This window comes from Enterobacter cloacae complex sp. P38RS, from assembly GCF_014930775.1.
Classification (GTDB): domain Bacteria; phylum Pseudomonadota; class Gammaproteobacteria; order Enterobacterales; family Enterobacteriaceae; genus Enterobacter; species Enterobacter bugandensis.
This window is the reverse complement of sequence record NZ_JADBRS010000002.1, coordinates 322,018-335,011: the sequence shown is the minus strand read 5'-3', so window position 1 is coordinate 335,011 and position 12,994 is coordinate 322,018. Positions and strand designations below refer to the sequence as shown.

Sequence of the window (12,994 nt, the reverse complement as noted above, 5' to 3'; positions counted from 1 at the left end):
ATGGAGGCAATGAATGAACATGTCAGTTATCGAAAAATTACAGGAAAAATTTGGCGATCATTTTCATACGGAGCCGACATTCAGAGAACAGTTCTGCCAAGCTCCGACGGGAATTACTCTTAGTCCTCCCGATGGGGTTGTGATCGTCCGAAATGAGCAGGATATCGTGGATATCGTGACGTTCTGTTCTGTTGAAGGACTGCCCATGATACCAAGTGGTGCCCGGACCTCGATCGAGGGACAGATCAATGCCCCGCAAGGAGGTATATGCATTGATTGCTCTGAAATGAATGCTATTACGGACATCAGCATTGAAGATATGACCGCGACAATCCAGCCCGGTGTCACGCGCGAACAATTGAATGAAGCTCTCCGGGGAACAGGGTTGTTTTTTTCAGTTGACCCAGGTGCAAATGCCTCAATTGGCGGTATGGCCGCAACCCGTGCCTCAGGAACAAACTCAGTGCGTTATGGCACGATGGCAACGAATGTCCGGGCTGCCCGTCTTGTCATGGTTGACGGGTCTATAGCAAACATCGGATCCAGAGCGGTGAAATCAGCTATGGGGCTTGACCTGCTTTCACTTGCCGTTGGTTCGGAAGGCACACTTGGCATTTTCAGTGAGTTAACCGTTAAGCTTCATCCACTCCCTGAAGTTATTCTTTCCGGTGTTTGTGCGTTTGACTCAGTAGAGAATGCCGTCAGGGCTGTAACAGACACCCTGAAATCTGCACTACCTATTGCACGTATTGAACTCCTTAATGTTTCCGCAGTTCGGGCATGTAATGCTTATTCAAAACTGGGATTATCAGAAAAACCGCATTTGTTTGTGGAGTTACACGTTAATAGCCTGTCAATGCCAGGTAATATTGCGTTATTTGAAGAACATGTGCACAGGTACGGGGGGGAAGTAAAGCTTTCTTCTCATCCAGAAGAAAGAGAAGCACTGTGGGTAGCACGTCATGATGCGTGGTGGGCATTCCATGCCTTTTATGAAGGTTGCCAGGGGATCCCTACGGATATCTGTGTCCCTCTGTCATGCCTGAGCGCTTGTATTTCTGCAACAGAAACGGATATCGCGAATACAGGGCTCAAGGCTCCCTTAATAGGGCATGTTGGAGACGGTAATTTCCATCTTTTACTTATGCTCCGTGAAGGAGAAGAAGAAACTCCTGTTATACAGGGATTTCTGAGTCGTCTGGCTGAACGAGCTTTGTCATATGGTGGAACCATCAGTGGCGAGCACGGTGTCGGACAGGGAAAAATAAAATGGATGTCAGTGCAGCATGGTGCAGCCCTGCATTTGATGAAAGCCATTAAGTCTGCTTTGGATCCGCATAATATCATGAATCCAGCAAAAATGTATTGAGCGGATTCAGCAGAACTATTCTGGTTACACTAAAACGGGAATATTTAGTATGCAATACATTTTAATCGTAGGAATAAACAAGATATCGGTGAAATATATTAGTGACGCTATTCGCAATGCAGGTCACGACCTTATTCTTTCTATTGATAAATCTGCACTTTGTGGCGATGCCCTACAAGCAATTAGTGATGTTCAATGTATTCCTCTTTTTTCTGACCATAATGTTCTGTCTGACTTTTTGAATGCCCACCCGGATGTCACTCAGAATATCCACAGCATTACGACTTTTTTTGATGAATTATTCCCGATGGTCAACAAAATCGCGGAGGAGTTTAACTTTAGAGGACCACCTTCCGTCTTTGCTGAGCTGGCGTCAAAATATGCGGTCGGTAAGATAGTCCCTGAGCATGTTCCGGAAGAGGTACAAATCTCATTTTCCGAAGATAAATTCGTTCTACCTTGGCTTAAGGTACGTGAAAACAATACGATCATATTGAAACCAGCGATCGGTTCCGGCGCGCTTGCTACATCCACACTGCTTATTGAAGCAGACCGGGACCCGACGCATACGATCAAGTCAGCGATAATAGCAAGCGGTGCTAAATCCTGTGAAACCCTTCCCTGGATTATCCAAGAATATTGTTCAGGAACGCTAGTGAGCATGGAAGGATTTGTGCAGGGAGGTAAAACTATTTACCTGGGGTTGTCCAGACGTGAAAGAGTTCGGTTTACTGAGGTGGCAAACCATTTTCCAAACGACTGCGGTATTGAGCCCATCGTACATGCAAAAATTCAGGCGGCTATTCACGATCTTGTCTTACGTTCAGGATTTGATAACGGATTCTTCCACTGTGAATTTATCGCCACAGATACGACAGCATATCTTATTGATGCCAATATGGGACGTCTAGGTGGGGCAACTATCGTAGAACAGGTTGCTCTGGCCTATGGATATTCTCCTTCATCTGTTTTGCAGCATGCAGCATTACTCCCTTTAGGTCTGGCAGAATCCGTCCCCGCATATGACCAAGCAGTGCAGATCAATAATACCTTGAGCTACTGGTATGGTCTGGCAGAAGAATCGGTTATCCGTGGATGGGACTTTCCGGCGATTTCATCCATTCATACCCCGATAGCCAGTCCAGGCAGCCGCATCCAGCCTGTGGGGGTATCGGATTATTCATGGGTCGGGATGCTTACCGGGTACACCGACATTGTTCAGCAGGAAATCAACCTGATACGCGTAAAAACTGACCATGGGGACAGGGTACCTGTATTCAAATGATATACATTATTCGCTTTTTCTCAGCAGCGGCCTGGAGCTTTTTTTATCCCTTCATGGCTGTCTGGCTTAATAGCGTTGTGGGACTCAGCACTAGCGCTGCCGGTATCGTCGTCGGGTTTGCTATTGTGGCGAACCGTACAGGCGCGCTCGCTTTCCATCGCCTGCTGGACAAAACAGAACGAAAGGCAGAGATCGCACTGACGCTGTTGGGTGTTGCCATATCAGCATTCGTGATGCTCGTCGCAGCAGCAATGGGCGTTTCTGATATCTTTGTCTGGATTGTTCTTGCAACGTTATTTGGCCTGACTAACTCTGTATCAGTCATATCGCAAATTTCATACATCGTGCATGTTTTCCATGACGGCGAGCATGAGCGTGTGCTTTCATATGAAAACGTTGCAGCCAATGCTGGCGCTGGTATATCACCATTTCTGGCGTCCTTCATGCTTTCAGGGACAGGTTACTGGTTTGTTGCCTTTCCCTTGTTACTTGGGACACTGGGCGCAATAGCCACCCGTCCTCTACCCTCTGCAACCCATCCTGAGGTGGCTGACACAAAAAGTGAAACAGCGAATTCATCAGAGGATACTGGTAATCACCAAATTATCGCTTTTATGGTGATTAATTTCCTGACGATGATTGGCTATGCCCAGTTTTATTATGTATTGCCGACCTATGCGGTAGAAAAGTTTTCCAGTGAACTGGTGGGCACTCTATTTCTTCTATCAAGTATTATCATCATTATCGGACAGGTTTATATCACTTCATTCTCACAGAGGATAAGCCGACTATGGAGGGTTGTCATCTCAAACTTATGTATCGGTTCAGGATGTGCATTATTAATATTCTCATCTGAGCAGCAAGCCGTTCTGTATATTGTTGTCGTCCTGATCGTAACCGGAGAAATGATTTGTGGTCCGTTGTATCAGGCGCAGGCAGTTAGAATCTGGCGAGGACGTAGATCTGTTGTAATGGCAATACAGACCTGTGTCTGGGGCGCTGCTGAAGCCACTGCTACAGTAGCAGGGCTGTTACTTATTGCAGGAAAGCTGAGTGTCATTTCCTTCCTGTTGGGAGTTTTGACCTGTTTTATTGCAGCAGTTGGAGCATGGTTATCAATACTCCAGAAACGACCTTTAATCGGTATTGAGACGGATAAAAATTTTGCAGACTCGTCATAATCAGACGAGGCCAACACTATAACATAATGATTGTGGTAACAGTTGTTACCGCAACGTATGTGAATGCTGCGAAAAACAACATCATTAGCTTTACGAACATTATGCATGACAATTTTAAAACTTTCTGAGTATATAATCTGATTTATCCGTAGGCGGTGGCACACGATTTTTTAAGATATATCAAAGATTATAAGAATAAAATTATTAAGCATAGCAATTAATATCATGTTTACTCTGTGACATTCAAGGAGTTTAGCTTATGCAAAATGATGTTAGTAAAGCCAATACCTTTTTTCCTAAGCCAGCCTGGGTTACCATCCGTGAAGCAGTAAAAATAACCAATAAACTTAGGGATATAAAAATAGCAGAATATGATATTTATCGACATGCCTTATATGGTAACATTTCACTTTCGATATACTTTCAGTCACCTGTTATACTGAGAAAAATTCGTTCCTCAGTGAACAAAATAAAACTACGCCCAGTAGGCGATTCTCTACCATATCGGCTTTGCATGCTTGAACGAAATGTATTTTTAAATGGTAAAGGTTTAATTCTCAGTACAGAGGGGGAATATATATCTCCTGCTCAATTAGTCATGAACATAGGTATGCTGGGACATGAATTCGTTCTCATTCAGCGACTACTTGCACATTCTCTAAATATGCCGTTACCTATTACAGGTGCAAATAATGCCAATTATGGTATTACAATTACTTTGGCAGGCCAATCATATCAGATTTTTGAAAAAAAGACATGGCAGGACAGAATTAATCAGCAAATCACGCGATTACCGGCGCATATCATTGCAGATATTTACGAGGATGAATCAGTAAACAGATTCATGAACTTTTCCGGTAAAGGATATTTTCCTGTTTATGAACTCCCGGAAGATGCCTGCTTTGTGATACGACAAGAGGAACTTGATAAATTACTCGGTACACATGCAGATCGCTTTACCCACACTTCATCCAGTAGGCTTTCTACACCTCTCTCACGCTTATTCTGGTTAGCATGCAAACATAATGATTCGATCAGCCCACTGCTCAGGCATCCCTATAAACTTCTTCCCATTTTTGAAGAATGGGCATCAGTCGATGGTATTACCGATCATCTGAGCGCGGACACGCTGAAAAGAGCGCTTGAACGCGGTTCCCCGAATCAGCGTTCAAAATAATATGGCATACCCGAATTAAGATCCGTATCAATAGTAAAACCATTCATAATACGGACTAACACTCTCACTAACTTTTTTCCTTCCCTGTCGAATCCCATTCTTTTTCATATCAAACCTGCCTTATCTCTCTCCTAATAGAATAGCCAAAACATCAAATAGATTGTCTACCAAAAAGAAAAGACCACTACTCTGGCAATTCAACACAAAAGTTAAGACATTTTCATTCACCCTAAAAACCTTTATTAAGGATATTGCAACCCTTAATAAGGGTTCAGAAACTTTTCCTCCGCTCTTCCCTGTGTTTTTTATGATTGCCGGACACCTCGGTTAATTGTGATGCAGGAGCAGACGATGACAACACATCAGTTATTACGTTTAAAACAGGTCGAAGAAAAAACTGGCCTGAAACGCTCGCAGATCTATCTGTATATGAAAAATGGCGACTTTCCTCGTTCCATTAAAATAGGCCCTGCCAGTGTGGCATGGCTCGAATCGGAACTTGATGAATGGATCAACCAAAAATTATCCAGACGTGAGAGCAGTTAAAACATCCGTTTATGTACTCAACTTTCCCTCCAACAAATTGAGGAGATAACAGAATGATCCCATCAATTAATTACGCCATCATGACCGATGCATTGCATGCACTTAAACAAGGCAATATTCGCCACTGTGAAGCTCTGGGTTTTACTTTCGACGAAATAAATGCTCTCGATCAGTTATCTCTTGATGAACTGTTTACTGTCAGCCGGGCGGTGGCACCCTTCATTTCGATTACTGTCAGCCATGATGTTCTGTCTCATTTACTGACACAGGCACGCCGGGAATACCGGCGGCAACAGCAGATTAAACGCGCTATCCGCCTGGGTGGTTCTATCGCTTTGCTCAACCGCTATTTCGGCCTGACATCAAATGAGGTCTGCCTTCGCCGACGGTTACTGGGTATCAGCGTTCCATATGGGCGTACACCTGAGCCGGATGAAGAGACGGATACGGAGATCTGGCGGCAATGGCAACGATGCCGGGTGGATAACCTGGAATCGCCCGACGCGCTGATAGCAATGATGAAGGTGACTGAATCCCTGCTGCCAAGAACCGAAGGACTGTCACTCACCACGGTCTGGAAGCGTATTGCGTTGTGTGAACAGGAGGTCGTCGCTAACAGGAGGGAGCCCCATGCCCGATGAGATCGATCGCGATCAGGAATTTAATGAGCAGCGCCTGGAGGAAATGATTGAACAGAGTCGTTTTAAGCCGGGGTCAGCACCATCATTATTTCACTGTCGTGTATGTGGTAAACCCATTCCTGAAAAGCGACGACAGACATTGCCGGGTATAACTACCTGTACAGAATGTCAGGGAAAACTTGAACGCCACAGCCGCTGACAGGATAATTAAGACGTGGAGAGATGTTATATCTCTGCACGTCTTTATTATTCGCGGTGAATATTGATACCGCTCTGGCGTGTTTTTTCTGCCCCCATTTTTCTCGCTACATCTTAAATACTTCGTTTATTTTTCTCTCTTCTTGTTGTTTTGAGTTTCTCATTTATATCCCGCGCCAGATATCCGAATCTGAAAGCGCCATTACCGCATGGTTGCCCTGATGGACGTTAATTCGTCCGGGCCGGGTATTGCTCTTTAAAAAAAATGGTTCGGGCTGTCACGTAACCACAATTCAGGGTGCCGCTGAATGTTCTCGCTGACCCGTTAAAACCGGAATGCAGAACCGGAATGTGATTCATTTATTTCATCCATTGCTGTTTTATTAAAGGAAATTCCATGAGAAAACCCGTTTATCACGTCTTTGTTACCCAGGAAAGCCAGCCCGATGTGCAGGGCGAAAAAAACACGTACTGGACAAAAGTTGGCGTGGCCTTCGCACATAACGGCAAGCCCGGTCTGAATATCGTTTTGATACCCGGTATTGCCGTCTCCGGCAGACTGGTGCTACTTGAACCCAGGGAAGATAGTGACATTTCACAGAATGCGGCCGCTTAATCCATTTTCGCTTCTTCTCCCCCGGCGGCGTACTTTTCTGTAAGCCGCCGGTCTCTCTGTTACGAGGCCAGCATGCTTTCCACCACTGCCTTTCTGGCACTGGCGGTGCAGTGCGCCGCCAGTATTCACCCGTCCACGTCACTTGATGTCGCACGGGTCGAATCCGGTTTCCACCCTTACGCCATTGCTGAAATTCTGCCAGACAGCCGGGGCGTGATTTCACATTTCCCCATGAGCCTGCCGGAGGCGATCCGCCTCACCGGACGGCTGGCAGCACAGGGCCGACGCTATTCGGTCGGCCTGATGCAAATCACCAGCACCAATTTCCGCCATTACGGCGTCACGGCCAGCGACCTGCTTAACCCTTGCATCAATCTGTCGGTATTTGAGCGCATTCTCGCCGACTGTTACCGGCGCGGCAGAACGCTGAAACGGGCGCTCAGTTGTTACTACTCCGGCAACTTTGAAACCGGCCAGCGACCGGAATCCGCCTTTAACCAGACCAGCTACGTACAGCGCATTGGCTATGTCGTCCCGTCCACCCGGGAAGACCGGCAGCGTGCCCCTGACCCGAGCACACAACCGTCTGTCCGTTATCCCGCCGTTGTGCTGCGTGGCGAGCCTGCCGGTGCCACTGAGCCGGTCCTGACTTCCCTGCATTATCCCGGTGCCGTCATTCGCGGCGCTATCCCTGTTATCCCTGATGAGGAGAAATGATCATGCGTAAACGCCGTTACTCTGGTGTCGCTCCCGTCCTGCTGTCTGCCCCGGTGCTGGCCGCGGACAGCGGATTTAACAAGGCCAATGAAACACTGAGCAATACCTCGACCGGCCTGCTGGGACTGGCCGCCGTCACCATCACGCTTGCGACTATGTGGGTGGGCTACAAGGTGCTCTTCGATGGCAAGAGCCTGCATGACATGCGTAACGTCATCATCGGCGCGATCCTGATTGTCGGCGCGTCCGGCTTCGGTGCCTACTGGGCGTCATAAGGGAGGCAACGATGGCTACGCTGAATAAAGCGCTTACGCGGCCTGCTGCCATTATGGGTATTCCTCTGGTGCCGTTCGTTCTCGTCAGCGGGGCCATCGTCCTGCTGGCGGTCTATGTCAGCTATTACCTGGCACTGTTGCTGATCCCGGCCTGGGCGGAAATGAAAAATAAAGCCCGAAAGGACATTCATTATTTCAGTCTGCTCTGGCTGGCGTTTAAAACCCGTGGACGACTTTTCACCAATACCCATTTTGGCGCGAATGCCCTTCTGGCGAATCAGTACGATAATGTTGATGTCTCGGAGTTTATTCAGAAAATGAAATTAAACGAGCGTATTACGCTGGATAAATATATTCCGTATTCCTCCCATATTCACCCTCACATCATCAGAAACCGTCACCGTGATTTTGTTGCCACCTGGGAGCTGAGTGGCACAGTCTTTGAATGTGAAGACGAACATCACCTGACACTGATGGCTACGCACCTGAATAACGTTATTCGTTCGTATGAGGGGCTGCCGGTAACATTCTATATTCACCGGCTCCGTGAAAAATACCATGATGCTTTTGAAGCCTGTTCGGGTATTCCCTTTTCCGATGACGTGACCCGGCGGTATTACCAGCCGGTAAAAGAAAAACCGTTCTGGCGGCACCGGCTGTTTTTCACCGTCTGCTACGCACCGTTCTCTCAGATTGAGAAGAAAACAATGAAAGCGCAGTCGCACGGTAAACGCCAGCCAGCTCTGGATGACGCGCTCAAAATCATGCAGGAATATCGTGAAGCACTGGAATCTTCATTATCCCGCTATATGGCAACGCCGCTGGGGATATATGGAGAAAACGGGCGGGTATATTCCTCGCAACTGGCGTTCTTCCACCGCCTGATCACCGGCCAGTGGCAGAAAGTGGCCGTAACGCGCTCGCCGTTTTATGAAACGTTAAGCACGCCAGACGTCTTTTTCACCACCGACACCGGTGAATGCCAGACGGTCAGCGGTTCCCGCTTCTTTCGCAGTCTGGAGATTAAGGATTATTCCCCGGAAACCCATACCGGTATGCTGGATGCGCTGCTGTACTCCGAAAGCGAGTATGTTCTGACGCAGTCCTTTACCTGCATGGCGCGGGATGAAGCGCAGCATCATATCCGGCTGGCGGAAAAACGGCTGAACTCAGCGGACGACGACGCGATTTCCCAGCGCGAAGAGCTGATTGTCCTGCGCGACCTGCTCCAGTCCGGGCATGTGTCATACGGTAAATTCCACTTTTCCCTGCTGATCTCCTCAGACAGTGCCGGACAGGTGGTGAAGGACACTAATGTTCTGGCACAGCCCTTCGCCGATCTTGGTATTATGACGACGCTTTCCACCCTGTCACTGCCCGCCGCATATCTGGCGCAACTGCCGGGCGTCTATACGCTGCGCCCCCGACAAGTGGCCGTCAGCAGCCAGAATTTCGCCGATATGGCCTGCCTGCATAACTTCCATCCCCACAAACGCAGCGGTAATCCGTGGGGGGAAGCCATCGCTCTCCTCACATCTCCCGGCGGTGGCGGGTATTACCTCAACCTGCATGACAGCCAGGCCGGGCGGGATGACACTGGTGAGAAAACGCCGGGGAATACGGCGATTATCGGGAAAACCGGCTCCGGCAAAACCCTGCTGATGACCGTCATGCAACAACTGATGCAGAAATACCGTAACCCGGCGTCGTTTGCGCCTTCTGCCACCCTCAAACGGCTGACCACGGTGTATTTCGATAAGGACCGGGCGGCGGAGATGGCGATCCGCCAGGCGGGCGGGCGTTATTTCCGTATCCGTACCGGCGAGCCCACCGGCTTCAACCCGTTTGCGCTGGAGCCAACCCGCCGGAACATCAGTTTCATCAAACGGCTTGTACGGATGCTGTGCCGCCGCAACGGTAAGCCGCTCGATCCGCGCGATGAGGAGCGGATCAGTGCCGCCGTTGACACCATCATGCTGGACTATCCGCCGGAGTACCGCCGGTTCGGGATCACCCGGCTACTGGAAGTGCTGCCGGAGCCGCCGACCACAGACGCCCGCACCAACGGGCTGCGTATTCGCCTGAAACAGTGGGCGCAGGGGGGCGAGTTCGGCTGGGTGTTTGATAACGAGGCCGATACATTCACCATCAGCGATGTCGATAACTTTGGTATCGACGGCACCGAATTTCTGGATGATGACGATATTCGCGGCCCCGTGACCTTTTACCTGCTGTATCGCGTGACCAGCCTGCTGGACGGTCGCCGCCTGGTGATGTTTATGGATGAGTTCTGGCGCTGGCTGGCCGATGTCGAATTTTCCCGCTTCTCGCTCAATATGCTGAAAGTCATCCGCAAGCTGAACGGTATCTTCGTTCCGGCAACACAGTCACCGGATGAAATCGTCAGACACCCCATCGCCCCGGCGATTATTGAGCAGTGCGGTACCCAGATTTTCCTCGCCAATCCGAAAGCCAGCTATGCGGATTACGTGGAGAAAATGAAAGTACCGGAAAGTGTTTATGACACGGTCAGAAACCTGGATCCGGGCGAGCATTATATGGTCATCCTGAAAACACCGTTGCAGGCCGGAGAAACCCGCCCGTTTGTGGCAATGGCGAAAATGGATCTGTCCGGACTGGGTAAATTCACCCGGCTTCTCAGCGGCAGTGAGGACAACCTGAAAATATTCGATGCCATTTATCAGGACGGTATGCGACCTGATGAATGGAAAGATACGTTTCTTGACCGGGCAATCTGAAAGCCAACCGGAGGTAATATCAATGCGTTCCAGGAATCACCTTATGGCATTATCGTTATTTTTCTCAGCACAGGCGTTCAGCGCCGGAATACCGGTTTTCGACGCCGTGCAGAATACCGAATCAATTAACCAGTGGATGCAGAAACTACAGCAATGGGAAGATACGGTTACCCATTATAAAAGTGAACTTGATGCGTATAAGAAACAACTGGCTACCGCAACCGGAGTGCGGGATATTCAGGGTTTTCTCAGTGATGCCAGAAGCCTGAAAACCGATATTGATAATCTCCGTAAGAACGGTATTTCACTGGATGATCTGCTGACCACGCAGAACAGTTCATATTCTGCTGAACTGCAAAACCTTTACAGTAAATACAAATCGTTCAGCGTATGCAGCCCGGAACAGGAAGGAATAAAATCTCAGTCTCTGGCCGACAGTTGTAAACAGATGATCCTCAATCAGGCAATGGCGATTGAGAATACCACCGACGTTGAAAACAGGATCAACAGCACACTCAGCGACATATCAGACTTATCTGACCGTATATCGAATGCGCAGGACTCGAAAGAGTCTCAGGATCTGGCTAACGCCATTGCGGCGAAAAGCGTACAGTTAAATGCGCTGACGAATCAGTGGGAGATGTCTGTCAGACAGGCTGAACAGCGAACGACATTGCTGGAACAGCAAAGACAGAAAGCCTTTGAACAGCAGCAGCTAACGGCACCTGTTGCTGACCTTAATAATTTATAAGGAGGTTATCCGTGCTCAGATCCTTATTCACCTTATGCATACTCTCAGGCGTTATCGTGCTCTCCGGCTGCAAGGAAACCAAATCCGAAGCCTGGTATAAACAGCATCCTGACGAAACTTATGCGGTTTATACGCAATGCCTGAAGGATGGCGAGGCAAGCGATAACTGCGAATTTGCCCACCGGGCAGCACTTATGTTTGCACAGGAAGGCCAGCCCGGGGTTAAGGAGAAATTTGAGGCGATATTTCAGCAGGAAGCTGAAAAACGAAATGCAGTGACACAGTAATTACTCCTCCAGCAAAACAGGGAATTCTCCCTGTTTTTTATTTCCTTTCTTTATATATCAGGTGAGGCACCATGTCCGGTGGTATTTTTGTTGGTATGGACAAAAACATCATGAATGGACTGAATGCCGTACTGGAAGGCCAGTCTTCCACTTACGGCACGATGATCAGCGTCATCATTGTCAGCTCTTTTACCTTATTTATACTGTTTCGCGGTTATCAGACGCTGGCTGGCAAACTCCGGACCCCGGTTGAAGATATCGCCTGGGATGTGGGGCGAATGCTGCTTATCACCACCTTTGTGTTAAACCTTGATGGCTGGCTGGATATGGCGGTAGCGGCTATCCAGGGACTTAAAGACGGTATCAGCGGCGATGATAACGTCTGGGCGCTGCTCGATACTGTCTGGGAAAAGGCACAGGCGCTTGGGCAAAAGTTATTTAATATGGACACCTCAACTTACGTCAAACTGAATGGCGGCCTTGCCGAAGTTCTGGTATGGGGCGGCTCTGTTGTCCTGCTGATGGCAGCCACCTTTGTCAACCTGCTCGCCGAAATCACCCTCCTGTTAATGACGACCACCGCGCCGCTCTTTATTTTCTGCCTGCTGTACGGTTTTCTTAAGCCGATGTTTGATAACTGGCTGAAAACGATTTTCGCGGCAATATTAACGATCATGTTTTCCGCCTTATCCATCCGTATCGCCATTAATTACCTGAATAAAATACTGGATGCCGCAGCAAAAACATCCGCTGAAACCAATATGGTCACGCTGGCAGCACAGTGCCTGCTGGCCGGGATAGCGGCGGGTGTGGTGGTCTGGTTCTCCGCGAAGCTCGCCAGCGCACTCAGCGGGGCCGCCGTACAGGCGGTGCTGCAGGGTGCAGCCATGAGTGGCCTGAGCGGACTGGCGAATAAATCCGCCAGTCTTGCCGGGCCGGGTGTAAAGGGAGGTGCCCGCCTTGCTGCGAAAGGCGGCATGGCCGTCGCCGCGGCGACAGGCAGGCTCACCGGCGCAGGCGTGGGTAAAACCGTGAGCGCCTGGCAGAAACGCGCCGCCGCCATCGAAAGTATGAAACGCCTGAACCGGCAGCGTTACCGTTAATCCTCCCGGCTGTTAATTTCCTTTCCCCGTCACGCCGTGCCCAGCGCCACCGGTGCGGCATTCCTGCATCCATACGATAAGAGGCTTCC

At 49.1% G+C, this 12,994-nt stretch carries 14 protein-coding genes; all 14 read left to right on the top strand.

What is annotated here, in order from left to right; translation table 11 throughout:
* Positions 1–13 precede the first annotated feature (13 nt).
* The 14 genes from IM303_RS05050 to IM303_RS04985 all read left to right on the top strand — a co-directional run bounded on the left by IM303_RS05050 (position 14) and on the right by IM303_RS04985 (position 12,905).
* Complete coding sequence (locus IM303_RS05050) at positions 14–1,369, top strand: FAD-binding oxidoreductase (protein ID WP_193359654.1); 1,356 nt, start codon at positions 14–16, stop codon at positions 1,367–1,369.
* A gap of 49 nt (positions 1,370–1,418) precedes the next feature.
* Positions 1,419–2,654: an ATP-grasp domain-containing protein gene (locus IM303_RS05045; protein ID WP_193359653.1), complete on the top strand. Its 1,236-nt coding sequence runs from the start codon at positions 1,419–1,421 to the stop codon at positions 2,652–2,654.
* Entirely contained in the window at positions 2,651–3,835 is a 1,185-nt protein-coding gene (locus tag IM303_RS05040) for an MFS transporter (protein ID WP_193359652.1), read from the top strand. Before IM303_RS05045 ends, IM303_RS05040 begins: the two co-directional genes overlap by 4 nt.
* Before the next feature lie 259 nt (positions 3,836–4,094).
* Positions 4,095–5,012 (top strand): hypothetical protein, encoded by a 918-nt coding sequence (locus IM303_RS05035; protein ID WP_193359651.1) that lies wholly within the window; start codon positions 4,095–4,097, stop codon positions 5,010–5,012.
* A 351-nt stretch (positions 5,013–5,363) separates the two neighbouring features.
* Complete coding sequence (locus IM303_RS05030; protein WP_193359650.1) at positions 5,364–5,558, top strand: AlpA family transcriptional regulator; 195 nt, start codon at positions 5,364–5,366, stop codon at positions 5,556–5,558.
* A gap of 53 nt (positions 5,559–5,611) precedes the next feature.
* Positions 5,612–6,199: a DUF2857 domain-containing protein gene (locus tag IM303_RS05025; protein ID WP_193359649.1), complete on the top strand. Its 588-nt coding sequence runs from the start codon at positions 5,612–5,614 to the stop codon at positions 6,197–6,199.
* Complete coding sequence (locus IM303_RS05020; RefSeq protein ID WP_193359648.1) at positions 6,189–6,398, top strand: TraR/DksA family transcriptional regulator; 210 nt, start codon at positions 6,189–6,191, stop codon at positions 6,396–6,398. Before IM303_RS05025 ends, IM303_RS05020 begins: the two co-directional genes overlap by 11 nt.
* A 396-nt stretch (positions 6,399–6,794) precedes the next feature.
* Positions 6,795–7,013, top strand: coding sequence for a hypothetical protein (locus IM303_RS05015; RefSeq protein WP_193359647.1), 219 nt, complete (start codon positions 6,795–6,797; stop codon positions 7,011–7,013).
* A 72-nt stretch (positions 7,014–7,085) separates the two neighbouring features.
* Positions 7,086–7,730 (top strand): lytic transglycosylase domain-containing protein, encoded by a 645-nt coding sequence (locus IM303_RS05010; RefSeq protein ID WP_193359646.1) that lies wholly within the window; start codon positions 7,086–7,088, stop codon positions 7,728–7,730.
* Positions 7,727–8,005 carry a TrbC/VirB2 family protein gene (locus tag IM303_RS05005; protein ID WP_044173380.1) on the top strand — a complete coding sequence of 93 codons (279 nt, stop codon included), beginning with the start codon at positions 7,727–7,729 and terminating at the stop codon, positions 8,003–8,005. The genes IM303_RS05010 and IM303_RS05005 overlap by 4 nt, the downstream gene beginning before the upstream one ends.
* Before the next feature lie 11 nt (positions 8,006–8,016).
* Positions 8,017–10,764, top strand: a complete 2,748-nt coding sequence (locus IM303_RS05000) for a VirB3 family type IV secretion system protein (protein WP_193359645.1) — start codon at positions 8,017–8,019, stop codon at positions 10,762–10,764.
* Between the two features lie 22 nt (positions 10,765–10,786).
* Positions 10,787–11,515 carry a type IV secretion system protein gene (locus tag IM303_RS04995; protein WP_193359644.1) on the top strand — a complete coding sequence of 243 codons (729 nt, stop codon included), beginning with the start codon at positions 10,787–10,789 and terminating at the stop codon, positions 11,513–11,515.
* Between the two features lie 11 nt (positions 11,516–11,526).
* On the top strand, positions 11,527–11,802 hold the full coding sequence (locus IM303_RS04990; RefSeq protein WP_090049480.1) for an EexN family lipoprotein: 276 nt from the start codon (positions 11,527–11,529) through the stop codon (positions 11,800–11,802).
* A 71-nt stretch (positions 11,803–11,873) separates the two neighbouring features.
* Positions 11,874–12,905 carry a type IV secretion system protein gene (locus tag IM303_RS04985; protein ID WP_193359643.1) on the top strand — a complete coding sequence of 344 codons (1,032 nt, stop codon included), beginning with the start codon at positions 11,874–11,876 and terminating at the stop codon, positions 12,903–12,905.
* Positions 12,906–12,994 lie beyond the last annotated feature (89 nt).

Coding starts and splice junctions, on each gene's coding strand:
- IM303_RS05005 (WP_044173380.1), top strand. CDS start 7,727: ATGATCATGCGTAAACGCCGTTACTCTGGTGTCGCTCCCGTCCTGCTG.
- IM303_RS05050 (WP_193359654.1), top strand. CDS start 14: ATGAACATGTCAGTTATCGAAAAATTACAGGAAAAATTTGGCGATCAT.
- IM303_RS05045 (WP_193359653.1), top strand. CDS start 1,419: ATGCAATACATTTTAATCGTAGGAATAAACAAGATATCGGTGAAATAT.
- IM303_RS04995 (WP_193359644.1), top strand. CDS start 10,787: ATGCGTTCCAGGAATCACCTTATGGCATTATCGTTATTTTTCTCAGCA.
- IM303_RS05025 (WP_193359649.1), top strand. CDS start 5,612: ATGATCCCATCAATTAATTACGCCATCATGACCGATGCATTGCATGCA.
- IM303_RS04985 (WP_193359643.1), top strand. CDS start 11,874: ATGTCCGGTGGTATTTTTGTTGGTATGGACAAAAACATCATGAATGGA.
- IM303_RS05030 (WP_193359650.1), top strand. CDS start 5,364: ATGACAACACATCAGTTATTACGTTTAAAACAGGTCGAAGAAAAAACT.
- IM303_RS05015 (WP_193359647.1), top strand. CDS start 6,795: ATGAGAAAACCCGTTTATCACGTCTTTGTTACCCAGGAAAGCCAGCCC.
- IM303_RS05040 (WP_193359652.1), top strand. CDS start 2,651: ATGATATACATTATTCGCTTTTTCTCAGCAGCGGCCTGGAGCTTTTTT.
- IM303_RS05010 (WP_193359646.1), top strand. CDS start 7,086: ATGCTTTCCACCACTGCCTTTCTGGCACTGGCGGTGCAGTGCGCCGCC.
- IM303_RS05000 (WP_193359645.1), top strand. CDS start 8,017: ATGGCTACGCTGAATAAAGCGCTTACGCGGCCTGCTGCCATTATGGGT.
- IM303_RS05020 (WP_193359648.1), top strand. CDS start 6,189: ATGCCCGATGAGATCGATCGCGATCAGGAATTTAATGAGCAGCGCCTG.
- IM303_RS05035 (WP_193359651.1), top strand. CDS start 4,095: ATGCAAAATGATGTTAGTAAAGCCAATACCTTTTTTCCTAAGCCAGCC.